This window comes from Falsihalocynthiibacter sp. SS001 (assembly GCF_042445055.1).
In the GTDB taxonomy this organism is placed as follows: Bacteria; Pseudomonadota; Alphaproteobacteria; order Rhodobacterales; family Rhodobacteraceae; genus Falsihalocynthiibacter.
On sequence record NZ_CP170339.1, the window covers coordinates 1568410 to 1585743 of the forward strand.

At 53.9% G+C, this 17334-nt stretch carries 14 protein-coding genes; 7 read left to right on the top strand and 7 right to left on the bottom strand.

Going from position 1 to position 17334, the window contains the following annotated elements:
* Window positions 1–22: 22 nt before the first annotated feature.
* From ACFE33_RS07610 to lptF, 3 genes are read right to left on the bottom strand one after another with little or no spacing between them, the layout of a single operon-like run.
* Window positions 23–2188 (bottom strand): LPS-assembly protein LptD, encoded by a 2166-nt coding sequence (locus ACFE33_RS07610; protein WP_380058613.1) that lies wholly within the window; start codon window positions 2186–2188, stop codon window positions 23–25.
* Window positions 2188–3285: an LPS export ABC transporter permease LptG gene (gene lptG, locus ACFE33_RS07615; protein WP_380058615.1), complete on the bottom strand. Its 1098-nt coding sequence runs from the start codon at window positions 3283–3285 to the stop codon at window positions 2188–2190. The genes ACFE33_RS07610 and lptG overlap by 1 nt, the downstream gene beginning before the upstream one ends.
* Window positions 3282–4406 carry an LPS export ABC transporter permease LptF gene (gene lptF / locus ACFE33_RS07620; RefSeq protein ID WP_380058616.1) on the bottom strand — a complete coding sequence of 375 codons (1125 nt, stop codon included), beginning with the start codon at window positions 4404–4406 and terminating at the stop codon, window positions 3282–3284. Before lptF ends, lptG begins: the two co-directional genes overlap by 4 nt.
* Window positions 4407–4534: 128 nt before the next feature.
* Here lptF and ACFE33_RS07625 point away from each other — a divergent pair, with 128 nt between their 5' ends.
* A complete protein-coding gene (locus tag ACFE33_RS07625) occupies window positions 4535–6001 on the top strand; it encodes a leucyl aminopeptidase (RefSeq protein WP_380051835.1) in 1467 nt (488 codons plus the stop codon).
* On the top strand, window positions 6001–6462 hold the full coding sequence (locus ACFE33_RS07630) for a DNA polymerase III subunit chi (RefSeq protein WP_380051838.1): 462 nt from the start codon (window positions 6001–6003) through the stop codon (window positions 6460–6462). The genes ACFE33_RS07625 and ACFE33_RS07630 overlap by 1 nt, the downstream gene beginning before the upstream one ends.
* Here ACFE33_RS07630 and ACFE33_RS07635 read toward each other — a convergent pair.
* From ACFE33_RS07635 to ACFE33_RS07645, 3 genes are all read right to left on the bottom strand, one after another.
* Window positions 6459–6977, bottom strand: a complete 519-nt coding sequence (locus tag ACFE33_RS07635) for a TIGR02281 family clan AA aspartic protease (RefSeq protein WP_380051840.1) — start codon at window positions 6975–6977, stop codon at window positions 6459–6461. The two genes, ACFE33_RS07630 and ACFE33_RS07635, sit on opposite strands and share 4 nt — an antisense overlap.
* A gap of 67 nt (window positions 6978–7044) precedes the next feature.
* Complete coding sequence (locus tag ACFE33_RS07640; RefSeq protein ID WP_380051843.1) at window positions 7045–7674, bottom strand: MarC family protein; 630 nt, start codon at window positions 7672–7674, stop codon at window positions 7045–7047.
* Between the two features lie 2 nt (window positions 7675–7676).
* Complete coding sequence (locus tag ACFE33_RS07645) at window positions 7677–9530, bottom strand: ABC-F family ATP-binding cassette domain-containing protein (protein WP_380051846.1); 1854 nt, start codon at window positions 9528–9530, stop codon at window positions 7677–7679.
* A gap of 123 nt (window positions 9531–9653) precedes the next feature.
* Here ACFE33_RS07645 and ndk point away from each other — a divergent pair, with 123 nt between their 5' ends.
* Window positions 9654–10076 carry a nucleoside-diphosphate kinase gene (gene ndk, locus ACFE33_RS07650; protein WP_380051849.1) on the top strand — a complete coding sequence of 141 codons (423 nt, stop codon included), beginning with the start codon at window positions 9654–9656 and terminating at the stop codon, window positions 10074–10076.
* A 60-nt stretch (window positions 10077–10136) separates the two neighbouring features.
* Here ndk and ACFE33_RS07655 read toward each other — a convergent pair whose 3' ends face one another.
* A complete protein-coding gene (locus ACFE33_RS07655) occupies window positions 10137–10472 on the bottom strand; it encodes a TfoX/Sxy family protein (protein ID WP_380051852.1) in 336 nt (111 codons plus the stop codon).
* Between the two features lie 148 nt (window positions 10473–10620).
* Between ACFE33_RS07655 and ACFE33_RS07660 the strand changes: the two genes are divergently transcribed.
* The 4 genes from ACFE33_RS07660 (at window position 10621) to ACFE33_RS07675 (ending at window position 17269) form a co-directional block, all read left to right on the top strand.
* Window positions 10621–11907, top strand: a complete 1287-nt coding sequence (locus ACFE33_RS07660) for a DUF3300 domain-containing protein (protein WP_380051855.1) — start codon at window positions 10621–10623, stop codon at window positions 11905–11907.
* A gap of 3 nt (window positions 11908–11910) precedes the next feature.
* Window positions 11911–12807 (top strand): DUF2950 family protein, encoded by an 897-nt coding sequence (locus ACFE33_RS07665; RefSeq protein ID WP_380051858.1) that lies wholly within the window; start codon window positions 11911–11913, stop codon window positions 12805–12807.
* A gap of 130 nt (window positions 12808–12937) precedes the next feature.
* Complete coding sequence (locus tag ACFE33_RS07670) at window positions 12938–14131, top strand: efflux RND transporter periplasmic adaptor subunit (RefSeq protein WP_380051861.1); 1194 nt, start codon at window positions 12938–12940, stop codon at window positions 14129–14131.
* A gap of 3 nt (window positions 14132–14134) precedes the next feature.
* A complete protein-coding gene (locus ACFE33_RS07675; RefSeq protein WP_380051864.1) occupies window positions 14135–17269 on the top strand; it encodes an efflux RND transporter permease subunit in 3135 nt (1044 codons plus the stop codon).
* Window positions 17270–17334 lie beyond the last annotated feature (65 nt).

Sequence of the window (17334 nt, forward strand, 5' to 3'; positions counted from 1 at the left end):
CACAGCTTTAACTGCTTGAAGTCTAATTGTAACGCAAACATTTTTTCGCGGTTCGATTGGCTTTATTCCCTTGGTCGCCAAACCCTGTCAACGCGACCTTCATACCAACACTGGTCGAGGGATCAACCGTCGTGGACGAGGTAAAACGATGCGAGACAGAGAGATCAACCGCAAGACACTCATTTTGGTACGTGAAGCCAAAGCCTGCTTCCGATGGTTCCTGACGGAAAATATCATACCGCCAATAGGCGTCGCCCGACCAAGTATTGTTGATAATGAAATCAGTGTCGAACGTCCATTCGGAGGTCTGCGTATTGCGATCCAGTGCTGGTTCAGGCGTAAGCCAGAGGTATCCCGTTGAAATATTGAAACGATCCGAGAAATAGCGAAGTTGGGTTTCGTTGCGGCTAAATGAAAAATCATCGTCAATAAGCGAGTGCGACGCCAGCACCAGATTGCCCGGCAGCTCCACATCAAATGACGCAAGCCAGTCAGAGCGTTTCCCGTCAAGGCCAGAACCACGATTGAAAAGGTCGGGATCCTGTGCGCGCAGGATGCGGCCCACTGTCGCGCCAAAGTTCAAACCATTGGGGGCTGTCCGCCGATAGTTGAAGCCTATATTCGCCCATGCGCCGGCCTCGCGGCGATCCACGCCCGTAAAGCGCGAATCCGAGAAGAGGTTTCCAGCGTCCAGCGTTGCTTCTTGGCTGTCCTCGTTTGGGGGCTGATCGCTGGGGAAGGGGCTGTAGAATGCTTGGAGCACCGGCTCAAAAAGATGGGTTGCACCATTTCCATCACGCCTTAGTAGCGGCCAGCGAAGTTCTGCGCCAAGGGTCGCTGCACCGTCCATGATAGTGTCGGGATAGGTGCTGTCCTGACGGATACCATAATAGTCCGCCCTGATCTCGGCACCGCCAGAAACTAGTAGCCCAGAGCCGATGACCTCCGTTCGTTTCCAATCCAGAGCCACAGAAGCGTTACGCATATCGCGTCCGATCACATCCTCATCCGATGCGCGCTTATGGCTGTGAAGATACCCCTTGAGCGTGGCCGACCCGCCAATCAGAGAGGGGGTGAAGCGCCGCTCGTAAATCGCATCGAACGCGAGGTTGGGCAGGGTGGCGTTGTCATCTGTTTCGCGAAGGGATCGCGCATCTGAAAGGGTCGTTTGAATATATTCGTTGCGCCGCGTGCGCGACACATCAATGAAACTGTCGAGCAAGTCGCGATCGGTATAGTCGTACGTCAGTAGGTAATCAGGGTCGCTAACAAGTTCAGCGCGGTAGGTCAGAAGGAAATCCTGCGGAAGGTCATATGCGCCGCCGCCGAACAAATACCCCCGCGTTTCATCAGGCCGTAATGTGTCGCGCGAGAGGGCTCCGACGAATTCCATTTCGCCCTTTGCAAACATCTGGCGGTACCGAAATTCCATCGTTTTCGTTTTGCTGGTCACAAGTGGTGCGAGCGTGATGTCCTTACTGTCACCCAGGGGAATGAAGTACGGAAGCCGCACCCCAGTAGCCAAGTTTGAATCCGAAATCGCACTTGGAATCAGAAAACCGCGCGCACGTTCGAGCGTCGGGTCGGGCAGACGCAAACTCGGTATATAGAAGACAGGAAGCCCCATCACACGCAGGTGCGCCTGATCGAAATAAAGCTGCTTCTCCTCTTGATCGTGCAGGATACTCTGGGCGCGAATTTCCCATAGGGGGACAGGGTTTGCCGCGCATACTTCACATGAAGACGCGACCGTTTTCTTAAGTTGCAGGTACCGCCCGTCAACACGCCGGATCTCTGCGGCGGCCATTTGCAATTGTTGATCCAAGACGACGCGCGCACCCCTCAGCAGGCCCTGTTGCAGATCGCGATCAAGCTCGGCGCTATCGGCCAACAAAATGGATTCTGCACCACGGGTCAGTCGAATAGGGCCTTCAATCTGAAGCGTTTCAGTCTCGGATACATATGTAACTTTGCGCGCACGCAGGTGGGCGTCTTGGTAAAAGACTTCGACATTTCCTTCGGCAACAAGGTCGCCATTCTTGTTCACGGAAAGCGCGTCAGCAATCAGGTTCGCTGGATCTTCTGTAGAAACTTGGGATGCGGATTGCGCAAACGCCACTTCCCCAAGGCCGCTTAAAACGAGGGACGAAGTCGCGGCCGCACGCAAAAATGAACGGAATCCGAGCACTATCCGTCCTCCATATGTAACAAGAGAGCCATCGCGATACATATCGACGCAATGGGGGGCGCCCACGTCGCGAGCATCACAGGCACTTGGCCGTTTTCAGCAAAAATCTGGATGAAATCCCGCAGGAAAAAGAGGCTGAACGCCAAAAGGATTGCCGCAAGGATCATAACCCCTGTGCGTCCAAAGCGCGTATGGCGCATGGTAAAGCCAGCACCGATCATCACCATCGCAACAAACATAAGCGGTAAGGCAAGTTCACGATTAAACCATGCGCGATGTTTCAGCGCCGAGAAGCCAGCGCGCTCTAGCTGATTGATATAGTTGGGCAATTTCCAAATTGAAATCGCATCGGGTGTCCCGAAGCTATCGCGGATCTGATCTAGCGTTAGGTCACTTTCCAGATTGTAACGCTCCAGCAAAAGCGCGTCGCGCTCTGGGTTCGTAGAGCCCTTAAGGGGCCATTTCTTGACGCCCTCAAGCGCCCAGTACCCGTCCATAAGCTTCGCTGACGCAGCCTCGATACGCGTTTGCGGCGCGCCATCCGGGGTAAAGATGATGAAGAAAACGTTTTGCAGTTCGGTGCCGTCCAGATTGGCGCCCTCGGCCCGTATCACCGTTTGATTGCCGTCGTTTTGTTGCCGAAGCCAAAGCCCCTCGGCGCTGATCGACATGACCGATGTCTGGTTGTTGTTGAAGCTGCGCGAGACGTGCTCGTATTCCTTCTTGGTGGCGGCAACGATTGGGTTGAACACTGCAACCGTGATGACACCAAACATAAATGCGACGATAACCGGCGAAATCAAACTCTTGATCGCGCTGCGCCCTGCGGCCCTGATTACCACCAGTTCACTGCTGCGCGCCAACCCAAGGAACAGCGCAAGAGTTGAGAGCACCACAACCAGCGGCAAAATCGAATACATCGAGCTGGGTGTATTGAGTGCCGCCAATAGAACGAGTTCGGAGAAGCTTGCGTCCTTGTCGCCAAATCTTCTGAATTGTTCTGCAATATCAATTAGAAACGCGATGCCGACGAAGATGCCCAAGACACCGAGTAACGCCTTTATATACTTGCGTCCGAGATAGAAATAGAGCGTCATGCACCCCTCCGCCGCAGGGTGCGGAAAATCTGCGGGTTCGCCGCGATCCACAAGATAAAGTACGACAACGCGATGCCAAATATCGACGGTGTATAGGCCATCCACCAAAGGCTTGCGGAGCTCAGCGAAACATCAACCGCCGCGGTATCAATCGCCTTTATCGCGATCAAGAGGACAATTCCCAAGCCAATCTGTGGCCACAACCCAAATCGGCTAAATCCACCCAGCAGGAGCGTGGAAAAACCCACCAATGCGCAAACAAGGGCCAGAAGGGGCTGCGCGAAACGTTGATGCGCTGTGCTGAGCATCCGTGCTTCGTCGGCGTTGGATTCCTCCATGAGTTCTGGTGTCGGATTGAGAAGCTCCCAAGTGCTAAGTTGATCTACGTCGCGCTGGAACTCGGCTTGCGGCTTGATTAGGTCGCCGATATCAAACACAAGGTCTTGAAAACTGGTGGTAAAAAGGCGCTGACCTTCGGACCTAAGACTCTGCGCAATTCCCTCAAACATGAGCAGTTTTGGCCCAGACGCATCATCAACCAAGAGTGCACGCTTGGCGGTGTAGGTGGTATGAACATCCCGCGCGCGCGCATCCGAGAGCAATATTTCATTCAGCGCTCCCTCAGGCGAGATATGTCGGATGTATAGGGTGATGCCACTTGTGGGATGAAGGAATGTACCATCCACCAGAAGTTGGGCCGTGATGTTTCGCGACAATTCCGCCGAGCGAACAGTGATTTGTTTGCTCGAAGCGGGGATCAGAATATGCGAGAGTATGCCCATCATGAGCGCGACAATCAGGCCGAACACCAATACCGGTCGCGCCATGCGATAAGGGCTGTAACCCGAGGATTGAACGACCACCAATTCACTCTCTGTCGAAAGGCGGTTGATCACGTAAACCGTTCCAACAAAAGCAGAAAACGGCAGGACCAGAACGATCACACGCGGCAGAGTCAGCGCCGTTAGCTCAAAGAATACGCCCGCTGACTGACCGCTTGAGATAATCGTATCAAACAGCGAAACGGCACGATTGACCCAATAAACCAAAACCAGAATCAATGAGAAAAACCCAAACAGCACAATCAGTTGCGACAGGACATATCTGTCGAATCTCGCCACGTGAATCCCCCTGTAAAGCGCTGTTTGTTTGAGCAAACTTATCGGAAAACATTACTGGGGAAAACTGCTATCTGGTCATGTCGGCTGTAGGGCGCTACCAATGTGTATCACATTAGAAGGAGTCACCGATGACAACGCCCATTCCCCTGTTTTTTGACGAAGTGAACCTGGATGCGATTGCAACGCAAACAGGCCGCATTGTTGTCTTTTTGGAACCAAACGGGCGCTTTGACCGGTCTTCGCGGCGGATCAACCGACTCACTAAGGGCGCACTCGGGCGTTTTGTTGCCAGCGAGGCGTTCGAGGAGATGAACGAAGGTTCAGGAATGGACTTGGCTTACCCCGCCGGAATGGCGGCTTCGGCAGTTCAAGTTATCCGTCTGCCGCGCTCTCCTTCTGTTGAAGCTGCGCGCAAAGCGGGTGCAACAATTGCCAAGTCTTTGACGAAAGAGGGCGCAATGGTATGTGCCAATACGATTGGCAAAGCCGCCGAGATTTCGTTTGGCATCGCTCTACGCGCGTATGATTTCAATCCGCATAAAACAAGCGACCCCAAAGAAATCGGCGAAGTGCGTTTCCAAGTGAGCCGCCCCGAAGATGTCGCCGCCAAGGCAGCACCACTTGCCTCGATTGCAGAGGGTGTGTTTTTTACCCGTGATCTTGTGAACGAGCCTTCTAACGTTCTGACAACAGACGATTTTGCCGCTCGACTTGCCGCAATGCAGGAGCTTGGGCTAGAGGTCGAAATTCTGGATGAGGAAGCCTTGGAAGAACTGGGTATGGGCGCGCTGTTGGCTGTTGGTCAAGGAAGCGAAAGCCCGTCCAAAGTTGTTGTCATGCAGTGGAACGGCGGCGGAGATGAGCCACCTTTGGCGCTCGTTGGGAAAGGCGTTGTTTTTGATACAGGCGGTATTTCCATTAAACCCGCCGCGGGTATGGAAGACATGACAATGGACATGGGCGGTGCGGGCGTTGTCTCGGGAGTGATGCGTTCACTTGCTTTGCGCCGCGCCAAAGCGAATGTCGTTGGTCTGGTTGGTATTGTCGAAAACATGCCCGATGGCAAAGCAATGCGCCCCGGTGATGTCGTTAAATCGATGAAGGGTGATACCATCGAAGTGCTGAACACAGACGCCGAAGGGCGCCTCGTTCTGTGTGATGTGATGTGGTATGCGCAGGAGCGTTTTAAGCCTGCCGCGATGGTGGATTTGGCCACATTGACTGGCGCTATCATTATTGGGCTTGGCCATGACAATGCAGGCGTTTTCTCTAACAACGATAAGTTCTGTAATCGCTTCCTGAAAGCGGCCCAAGCAGAGGGCGAAGGCGCATGGCGGATGCCGCTTGGTGCGAGCTATGACAAGCTTCTTAAATCGCCTGTTGCGGATATGAAAAACATCGGTGGCCGGCCTGCGGGCTCAATCACAGCGGCGCAATTCTTGCAGCGTTTCGTTAAGAAAGAAACGCCGTGGATTCACCTCGATATCGCAGGTGTGGCACATATCAAATCCGGCACAGATTTCGCCCCCGGTGGCGCGACGGGGTGGGGCGTTCTGGCGTTAAACCGCTTGATTCAGGACCGTTTTGAGGGCTGATGGGACAGGTCTATTTCTATCACGTCACGCAAAACCCGCTGCTGGCGACGTTGAACACCCTGCTTGAAAAATCACTTCAGGCAGGGTGGCGCGTTGCCGTTCGCGGCGTGGATCGCGGCTATCTCTCACATGTGGATCAGGACTTGTGGCAGCGTTCACGCGAGGGGTTTCTGCCCCACGGCCTAGAGGGTGGTCCGCATGACGTCGATCAGCCGATTTTGCTTAGTACAAGCACCGAAATGCCGAATGGTGCGACCTGTATTATCTCGCTTGAGGGCGCAGAGGTCTCTGCTGAGGAGGTCGAAAAAGCCGACCGTGCCTGTATCCTCTTTGATGGGACCATGCCCGAGGCAGTTGATCGTGCGCGCGCGCAATGGAAAACACTCACGGCCGCAGGTACCAAAGCGATCTATTGGTCAGAAGAAACAGGCACTTGGGCAAAGAAAGCAGAGAGCAGCTAAGGCTGCATAATCATCTTGTCGCCCGCGATCTCGATGCGGTCCATTTGCCGTAGATACCCCATTCCTAATAGCGAAATATCCAGCGCCCCATCGTTCACATAGGCCGCGAGCGTCGGTGTCTCTAACCCCTCAAATTGGAGGTTATTGAGCTGAACGCGCGCAGTTTTCACTTGGCCGTTTGCAGTATTGGCAACGCCAAGGAAGCGCAGTTCATCCAGATCAATTCCAAGCCTCTCGGCATCACTACGCGAGAGCACGACATCGGTCGCGCCCGTATCGACGAGGAACTCAATGGGTGTGCCATCAATCAGGAGCGTCGCGTAAAAGTGCCCGTCCCGCTGGCGCTCAAGGACAATGGTGTCGCCAGTGCTTATTTGGGCGGCATGGTCATCTTTGATGTTTTCCCAAAGCCCGAAAGCCGCGACAAATCCAACGAAGATAAGCCCCCAAAGTAGGGCCTGTTGCAGCGTTTTTCCAAGCGACTGACGGTTCTGAACAAAAAACCAACTGGCCACCGCAGCTCCTAAGAGAACCAAGTATATCAGCCGTCCAATGTCGTCGCCGTTCATGCGTCACCTTTGGTTAAGTAAGGGTTGGGGCAAAATCCTTGAGACCATCCAGAATGAACTGGATAGCAAGCGCACCCAAGAGCATACCCAACAGGCGCGTAACCACGTTAATGCCTGTAGGTCCGAGGATCCGCTCAAACAATCCTGCCGAGAAAAACATAATTAGTGTAATAGCAAGCACCGCGAACATCGCGAGCAATACCATGATCGTTCCAAGAACGCCGTCTGCCTGCTCAACCAACAGAATAGCGGTCGCAATCGCGCCCGGACCAGCCAGAAGTGGCGTTGCGAGCGGGAAAATCGACGGGTCGTCCTGATCGTCATCTGCGTGCTCGCCCGCGGTTTCGCCACGACGCTTGCTGCGCCGTTCAAAGAGCATGTCCAAGGCCGTAAGGAAGAGCAGAATACCACCCGCGATGCGGAACGCCGGCATTGATATTCCGACAAAGTTCAGCACAGCTTCGCCGAGGAACGCAAAGAGCGTGAGAAGGAAGGTTGCGGTGACAACAGCCGTAATCGCGATGGACCGCCGCTTGGGCGTTGACATCCCTTGGGTCATCGCAACGAACAACGGCATCAGACCGACCGGATCAATAATCACAAAGAACGTTACGAATGCCGTAATGGACGCACTTAATTCCATTGTTAACCTCCGGCTTTCTCAAGTTTTTCCAAGGCTTTGATCCAAAGTGCCTCTGCACGTTCCATCGCATCACGGACTTCGCCATATTTCTTTTGCCAGACTTCGGCTTCGCCAGCTTTGCCTTCTTCGTAGATAGACGGATCTGCAAGCTTCTTGGCCAGACGATCCCCCATATCATTTAGTTTTTCCACCCTTTTTTCGCAGGCTTTAACATCTGCTCGAAGGGCATTGACCTGATCGACAGTGGGTTTCTTGACCTTCGCTGCGGCTTTGACGGCTTTGGCGCGTTTGGGGGCATCGCTGCTCAGAAGGAGTTTGCGATAGGCCTCAAGGTCGTCCTCATATGGGCGAACGGTGCCGTCCTTCACCAGCCAGAGCCGGTCGGCAACCATCGACAGCAAGTGCATGTCGTGTGACACAAGTACGACCGCGCCCGTATATGCGGTAAGCGCCTCAACCAAGGCTTCGCGGCTCTCGATGTCGAGGTGGTTGGTCGGCTCGTCGAGGATCAGGAGATGCGGCGCATCAATCGTTGCCAGCAAGAGCGATAGACGCGCCTTTTGCCCACCCGAGAGTTTCCCAACCAACGTATCCGCCTGATCTGCGCCAAGGCCAAACCCCGCGAGGCGCGCACGATGGCGGGCAGGGGTCTCTTTAGGGCGCACGCGGCGCAAGTGGTCGAGCGGGTTCTCGTCGATATGGAGTTCGTCCACCTGATGCTGAGCGAAATAGCCGATCCGAAGCTTGTTATGCGCATTCATCCGCCCGCTCATCGGCGACAGACGGCTTGAGAGCAGCTTGGAGAGCGTCGATTTCCCTTCGCCGTTTTTTCCGAGCAAAGCGATGCGGTCATCCTGATCAATTCGAAGGTCGAGCCCCTTTAGGATAACGGTATCGCCGTAACCCACACTCGCGCTTTCAAGGTTAATGATCGGCGGCGAGAGTTCCTCGGGCTCAGGGAAGGTGAACCTCTTGAGTGCGGATTCCGAGGGCGTGCTGATAGGTTGCATCTTGGCCAGCATCTTTACGCGGCTTTGGGCCTGCGTGGCTTTTGATGCCTTAGCCTTGAAGCGATCAACAAAGCTCTGCAAGTGTGCGCGTCGCGCTTCCTGCTTCTTGGATTCCGCTGCCGCAACCGCCAATTTGGCTGCACGTTGTTCGGCGAACTTATCGTATGGCACCTGATAGTAGGTGAGCTTTTTATCTTCGAGGTGAAGGATTGAACCCACCGCACGATTAAGCAATTCACGGTCGTGTGACACAATCAGAACCGTATGCGGATACTTCTGCAGATAGTTTTCCAGCCAGAGCGCACCCTCAAGGTCCAGATAGTTTGTCGGCTCGTCGAGCAGCAACAAGTCGGGCTTGGAAAAAAGCACCGCTGCCAATGCAACACGCATCCGCCAACCGCCCGAAAAATCCGAGCATGGACGCTTTTGGGCATCGGAATCAAAACCCAGCCCTTTTAGGATTTGCGCGGCGCGCGCCTCAGCACTCCATGCGTCGATATCGCTTAGGCGAGTCTGAATCTCGGCAATCCGGTTCGGGTCCGTAGCCGTTTCGGATTCGGCCATTAGCGATGCGCGCTCGGTATCCGCGGCCAAAACCGTGTCGATCAACGATACATCGTTGGAGGGAACCTCCTGCGAAATACCGCCCATTCGCGAACCTTTAGGGATCGAGATGGAACCCGTTTCAAGGACCAGTTCGCCCCAAATCAAGCGGAAAAGCGTGGTTTTACCCGTACCGTTGCGACCGACGATGCCGACCTTGTGGCCATCAGGAATTGTCACAGAAGCGTTCTGTAAAAGCGGGCGGCCATCAACCGAATAGGAGATATCAGAAATTTTCAACATAGGCGGGGTGTGCCTCATTGTGCCAGCGTGGTCAATCGCCGCTTTTCAATGCTGCAAGTCCGTGCTAGCAGAGCGGCGATATTTTTCGGGCAAGACCCGCACTTCAACCGATAGGAGCCCATCATGGCTATTCAACGTACGTTCTCGATCATCAAGCCAGACGCAACAAAGCGTAACCTTACTGGTGCAATCGCAGCAAAATTCGAAGAAGCAGGTCTTCGCATCGTTGCTTCCAAGCGTATCCAGCTTACTCTTGCTCAAGCACAAACATTCTACGGTGTGCACTCCGAGCGTCCTTTCTTTGACGAACTCTGCGAATTCATGATCTCCGAGCCAATCGTTGTTCAGGTTCTTGAAGGTGAAGATGCTATCGCGAAAAACCGCGAAGTAATGGGCGCAACAAACCCAGCAGAGGCCGCAGAAGGCACAATCCGCAAAGAGTTCGCTCTTTCGATCGGTGAAAACTCTGTACACGGTTCCGACGCGCCAGAAACTGCAGCAGAAGAAATCGCATTCTTCTTCTCTGGTCTTGAGTTGGTTGGCTAAGCCACCTTTCGCATCAGCGATTAGAACGGGCCCGCATATTTTTGCGGGCCTTTTTTGTGGCTAATCGGATTTTCGAACGCCGATTTCATCCAGAATTTTCTCAATTCCCGCTAGGGGCGCCACGCTTGTTTCGGATTTGATCTTGTCAAAACGCAGGCGAAGAGCCTCTTTTTCGGGGCCTTTACAGTCGTTCCATGGGCGGCCCTGAAGCCCCATAACAAGCGCATAGTACCCTATGAAATGCGGGCGCGACCCTGCCGCGAGCAGCTTACGATAGGCCGCATCAGGCCCCATTTCGCGCAACTCATCTGCAGAATGTATCCCCGCACGCGCAAAGGGCGCGACCGAAGCGGGACCGATATTGCGAATACTTGAAACAGGTTCAGCGGGTTTCATTTTCAAACTGTCCGAGTGTCTTAGCTCATGTGCACGGAAATATTACTATACATGGAGTATGCCATTGTTAAGCTCTGTTTAGTTTGTAATGCGGCCAAGCATACCAACGCATTTTTATAGAGGATGATTTCCGTCAAAGGAGTATTCCATGATTTTCAAGACCACCAAGGCCATATTATTATGCTCGGCCTTCTTAATTCCCACCGTGTTGTATGCGCAGTCTGATACCTCGGACGCCACAGAAACTGCGGATGAAACACTCCTGACTACGGATGAGTTAAAAGAGCTTGTCGGGCCGGTCGCGCTATACCCTGATACCCTATTAATACAGGTGTTGGTTGCCGCGACCTACCCGATGGAAGTGGTAAAGGCAGACCAGTTTGTTCAAGATAATCAAGACCTTGAGCGCGAAGAGTTAAGCACGGAAATTGATGCCCAGAATTGGGACGACAGCGTGTCTGTGCTGGCGACAGCTTTCCCTGATGTCCTAAGCCAAATGGCCGATAACGCGGACTGGATGCAGACCGTCGGCGATGCGATGCTTTTGCAAAGCAATGATGTTATGACGGCGGTTCAGGAATTGCGTGAAGTTGCGAACGAGAATGGGGCGCTTGAAAGCGGTGACGAGCAGACCGTCGAAGTAACGCAGGACGACAGCGGCCAAGAGACAATCGTTATTCAGCCCACCGATCCAGAGATCGTTTACGTTCCGCAATATGATCCCCAAGTGGTCTATTCTAATGATGGGTTCAGCAGCCTCGCGACGGGCGGATTACTTGCCTTTAGTACCTTTGTGCTGCTCGATGAGATTTTTGACGACGATGATCCGTGGAATGATTACTGGGGATGTCGCCATTGTGGCGGCTGGAACGGCAATCCGATTATTCGCGATCCGGACATCGACATTGATATCGGCGGTGACGTGAATATTGGAAAGCGACTTCAGGACAAGGGATGGAAGCCAGACGAAAAACGTATAGAAAATGCCCGTGAAAACCTCAATAAGAAGCGAGTTGAAAACGGAAAGAAGAAGCTACCGAACAAAAAGAACGTGAGCCGTGGCGATGACTTGCGCAAAAATCTGAGCGATAGAACGGGGGCTGCTGACATCGCGAGAGACAGCGCCGCGCGTCAAAAGGTTCAGAACGCACGTGCGTCGGGCAAAATTTCCGTAGCGAATAAGAAAGCCGCGATTGCGCGTACGGGTGACGGCACGAAGAGAGCTGCTGCCGCCAAGAAGGTTGGAAATGCAAAGGGCAACATTAAGAAGCCAACGAACATTAAGCGGCCCGCAAATGTCTCTAGACCTGCGAACATAAAGAAACCGACTGTTCGTCCATCCGTTTCACGAGGGACCGCGATGAGGCCCCACGCGGCGCCTCGCGTTCGCAGTGGTGCTGCGCGTGGTCGTATGTCTGCAGGCAGAAGGAGATAAGCCATGATTAATTCGAATAAGCTAGGTGCTCTTGCCCTTGTTGGTGCTCTTCCTTTCATGGCCAGTGCCGCAGAATTGCCAACCAATTACGATGCGCCACAAGATGCCGTAGAGGCGTTGCAGAATGCCTTGGAAGGCGGCGACGTGCTCTCGGTATTCGGGGAAAATGCGTCCGATATTATTCTGACGGGCAATGCGGAGGAGGACGAAGCCAACCGCGTAGCTGTGCTCGATATGTTGGTAGAAGGATATCGCTTCGCCAATACCGAAGATGGTAATGTTCAACTCTTGCTGGGGCGTGATGGCTGGCCGTTTGCTATTCCGCTGACACGAAAAGATGACGGTTGGGTCTTTGACGTAGAGGCTGGCCGCGAGGAGGCCTTTTTTCGCCGCATCGGTTTGAACGAGTTGGAAACCATCGAGATGATGGAAGCTTATGTCGACATTCAGTCCGAGTATCGCCTGTCTGATCATGATGGTGACGGTGTGATGGAATTTGCCTCCTCAATCCTTTCGTCAGAGGGGGCGCGGGATGGTTTGGTCTGGATTCATGAGGATAGCCCGCTTGGCGAACGCATCGCTATGGCGTCACTTGATGGCTATAACGATGGCGAAGAGGATCAGACGCCAGAGCCATTCGGCGGCTATTTCTATCGTATATTGTCGTCACAAAGCGATGCGGCCCCCGGCGGTGCGATGGAATACGTGATTGGCGGCAATATGGTTGCTGGGCATGCATTGCTGGCCGTTCCTGCGGAATACGGCGAGACGGGCGTTCATTCCTTCATGATCGCAGAGAACGGTATCGTTCTTGAGGCCGATTTGGGCGAAGATACGCTTGAACGGGCCGCCGACATGACGACATTTGATCCGACCGAAGATTGGAAACCATTGCCCTAACATTCTCCAAACCTACATTAGTTCGTTGGAACCAAAGCAAATTAATGTAGGCTTTGGATCGCTATGCACCTATAAACGAATTCAAGCGGTTTACCGCAGGGATTCATATTTGAAATAGAAGGTGCGGCAGATGGTATTTAACGGCCGATCATTGGGGGCTGCGTTTGTCCTCGGAACGACTCTCGCGATAACGAATGTGGCCTATGCCCAAGACACGCCTGCGAGCCCGAAAGTGGCAGTCGCTGCTGCATACATGGACGAATTGACCCAAGAAGCCTCCTTTATCGGACGCGGAGAAGCCATTGATAAGGTTGATCTGGTTGCCCGTGTCACCGGTTTCATCCTTGAGCAAAAGTTTCAAGATGGCGCATTGGTGAAAGAGGGCGATCAACTCTATCAGATCGAAGAAGGGACATACACTGCGAATCTGGCCGCAAGAGAGGCCGATCACGCACAGGCCGTTGCGAATCTAAAGCTTTCCGAAGTTGAACTGGACCGTAAGACCGAATTGTTCAACCGACAGGCGGGGACTGCTGCGGACCGAGATATTGCAATCGCAAACAACGAAGTTGCGCAGGCACAGGTGGATGTGGCCGATACAGCGATCAAGCTCGCTGAACTGGATGTAAGTTATACGAAAGTAATGGCACCCTTTGACGGGCGCGTCGGTCGCTCTGCTGTGAGTAAAGGGGAGTTGGTGTCACCAGGTTCTGGCCCGTTGGTGACTTTGATCCGTGAACAGCCGATTTTTGTTGAGTTTTCGCTCACAGAAAAGCAACTCATTCAGGTGCGCAATGCCTATAGCGCCGAAGCGGTCGCCGCTGAAGAGGGTGCAGGACCAGCCGTTACCGTAACCTTACCCGACGGCTCAAGACTTGACGAAATTGGGCGTCTTGATTTCGCCGACAACCGCATTGATCCAAGTACCGGAACGATCACAGTCCGCGCAATTTTTGAGAACGAAGAGCTAAAGATTATTGATGGTTCGTTCCTTACGGTTCAAATTGCCAGCGAGGAACCGACCGAGGCCCTGATGATCCCGCTTGCAGCCGTTCAGCGCGATCAGCGAGGAGATTTCGTCTTGGTGGTTGGCGCCCAGCAAACCGTTGAACAGCGCTACGTCACCCTCGCACAGCACGTTGAAACGGCGGTAGTTGTAGAAGAAGGGCTTCGCGAAGGAGAGACAGTCATCGTTGAGGGCCTTCAACGTGTAAGGCCAGGTGTGGCCGTCGAGGCGATTGTTGCTGGCACAGCGACTGAAACGGTAAGCGACGATGCGACGGCAGATACCGAAGGCTCCTCTGACACCGATGAAGGGCAATAGGCCGTGATCTCTTCCGTATTTATTGACCGTCCCAAGACGGCATTTGTCATTTCGCTTGTTCTTACGATCATGGGTGCGATCAGCTACATGGTCCTGCCCGTTGAGCAATACCCCGATATTACCCCGCCAGTGGTGAACGTCAGTGCGAACTACACAGGCGCAAACGCCGAAACCGTCGAGACTTCGGTCGCCGCCGTGATTGAGGCGCAGGTGAACGGTGTGGATGACATGATCTATATGTCATCAGATAGTACAGACACCGGTTCTTATTCGCTTTCTGTTACGTTTGAGGTCGGGACAGATCCGGATATTGCCTCGGTGAACGTGCAGAACCGCGTGGCCCAAGCCATGGCGAGCCTGCCCGCAGAGGTGACAAACTCGGGCGTTGTGACGCAAAAAGCGTCGACGAATATGCTTCTCTTGGTGACGCTGACTTCGCCAAATGGCACCTATGACGAGGTGTTCCTGTCTAACTACGCCGCGATCAATATCAAAGATACGCTCGCGCGGGTGGAGGGGGTCGGCAAAGCCGACATCATGACGAACTTTGAATACTCCATGCGGATGTGGATGGACCCCAATAAAATGGCGGGTCTGGGACTTACACCGAACGATCTGATTACAGCGATCCGCGAGCAAAATCTCGAAGTTTCCGCAGGACAACTGGGCGCGCCCCCAATCCCGAAAGGGCAGCAATTTCAATACACCATCAAGTCCAAAGGCCGCCTGACAACAGCGGAAGAGTTTGAAAACATCGTCCTGCGAACGGGTTCAGCTGGCAGTATTGTTCATATGAAAGACGTTGCCAAAGTCGAGCTGGGCGCGAATTATTACAATGCTTCGGGCCGCTATTCTGGGCAGCCATCGACGGTTCTGGCGATTTATCAGGCCCCCGGCGCGAATGCGCTTGCGGTTGCGGAGGGGGTAAAGTCCGAGCTTGATCGCCTCGCGGCAGTGTTCCCTGACGACATCGAATATGAGGTTCCGTTTGATTCAACGCTGTTCGTCGAACAATCCCTCGCCGATGTGACCGACACATTGATGGAAACCTTTGTTCTCGTGATGCTGGTTGTGTTCGTTTTCCTCGGAAACCTGCGTGCAACTTTGATCCCCGCGATTGCTATTCCTGTGTCATTGATCGGGACAATGGCATTCCTGTTGGCGTTCGGAATGTCGCTCAATACGATCTCGCTGTTTGCTCTGGTGCTTGCTGTGGGGCTTGTGGTGGACGACGCGATTGTGGTCGTTGAGAACGTTGAGCGCATCATTGAAGAAGAGGGGCTAAGCGCGCCCGAAGCGACTCGCAAGGCTATGTCGCAGATCACAGGTCCGATTGTTGCGACGACGCTCGTGCTTCTTGCGGTGTTTGTGCCAGTGACTTTCATGCCGGGGATCGCGGGGCGATTGTACTCGCAGTTCGCCGTAACAATCTCGATCGCGGTGCTTATTTCTTCGATCAACGCGCTTACGTTGTCACCCGCGCTTTGCGCAATGGTCCTGAAACGACGCGACGGGCCGCCCAAGGGAGTTATGGGGTTCCTTAGCAACGGGATCGATAGCGTGCGCGGGGGCTATGTCGGCGTTGTACGGCGCTTTGTGCGCATTCCTGTCACGGCAATTATCTTTCTTGTATGCGTGTTCTTTGGCTCTGGCGTATTGGTCAAGACACTGCCGTTTGGCTTTATTCCACTTGAGGATAACGGCTATCTCTTTGTAGATCAGCAACTCCCCGATGCGGCATCTCTTGAGCGTACCGAAGTTGTGACCACACGCTTTGACGAGAAAATCCGCGAAATCCCCGGTGTGCTGTCTAGTGTGAACGTAAATGGCTTTAGCCTCCTAAATGGGGCAGGCTCGAACGGTGCCATGATCATCGCAAACCTTGATCCTTGGGATGAACGGACGACCGAAGACCTAAGCGCCGATGGCATTCTTCAGAAGATCCTCGCCGAGGCAAATCAGGAGATAGGCGCAAGTATCGTTGCGTTTAACCCACCACCGATTTCAGGTCTGGGCATGAGCGCAGGCGTCGAGATGAAAGTGCAGCAAACGGGCGGCGGCACAGCGCAGGAACTCTCTGCGGCGCTTGGTTCGCTCGTATATGCTGCAAATCAACGCCCCGAGATTGGCCAATCGTATTCTACGTTCCGCGCGAATGTTCCCAAGATATATGTTGATCTGGACCGCGAGAAAGCCAAAACGCTGAATGTCGCCGTATCGGACGTGTTCCAAGCGCTGCAGGCCTATATGGGATCGTATTATGTGAACGATTTCAATCTGTTCGGACGTGTTTATCGTGTGATGATACAGGCCGACGGAGATTTCCGTACCAAGGTCCAAGATATCGACGCGCTTTATGTACGTTCCCAGACGGGGAATATGGTGCCGCTCGGGACACTCATTGAGGTGCGCAAGGAACTAGGGCCCGTCGCTCTCAATCGCTATAACATGTTCCGCTCAGCGACTGTGACGGCTGTTCCCGCTGAAGGGCTCTCCACCGGAGATGCGATCCGCGTGATGGAGGAAGAAGCAAGAAGCGCGCTTCCGCCAGGCTACTCGTTTGAGTGGACCGGAACGGCGCAGCAACAGCAATCTTCGGGCAATATGGTTGTGTATATCCTGATCTTGGCCATCGTGTTCGGGTACCTCTTCCTCGTGGCGCAATACGAAAGCTGGACTTTGCCATTCGGGATCTTGCTCTCGGTTTCGGTTGCGCTTTTGGGGGCGTTACTGGCGGTATGGGTGACGGCAGGAGATATCAACCTCTATACGCAGATCGGGATGATCATGCTTATCGGGTTGGCATCCAAAAACGCGATTCTAATTGTTGAATTCGCAGCTGAGCAGCGCGCCGCAGGCCTGTCCATTCGCGAAGCCGCAGTCGAGGCAGCGCATAAACGATTCCGCGCCGTGATGATGACAGCCCTCGCATTCCTGCTCGGCGTCGTGCCGCTCATGCTCGCGAATGGGGCAGGCGCTGCGAGCCAGAAAGCAATCGGCATCGCCGTTTTCGGAGGTATGCTGGCAGCAACTGTACTCGGCGTCATCCTGATCCCCGTGCTCTACACCCTGCTACAATCCGGTCGCGAGTGGGTGAAAGGCACCAACAAACCGCAGGACGCGCCAGCAGAAAGCTAAAATAACACACGCCCCCAAAGTTTCCTGAGGGGGCGTGTGCTTCTGTTAGGCAAGAATTGGATTGC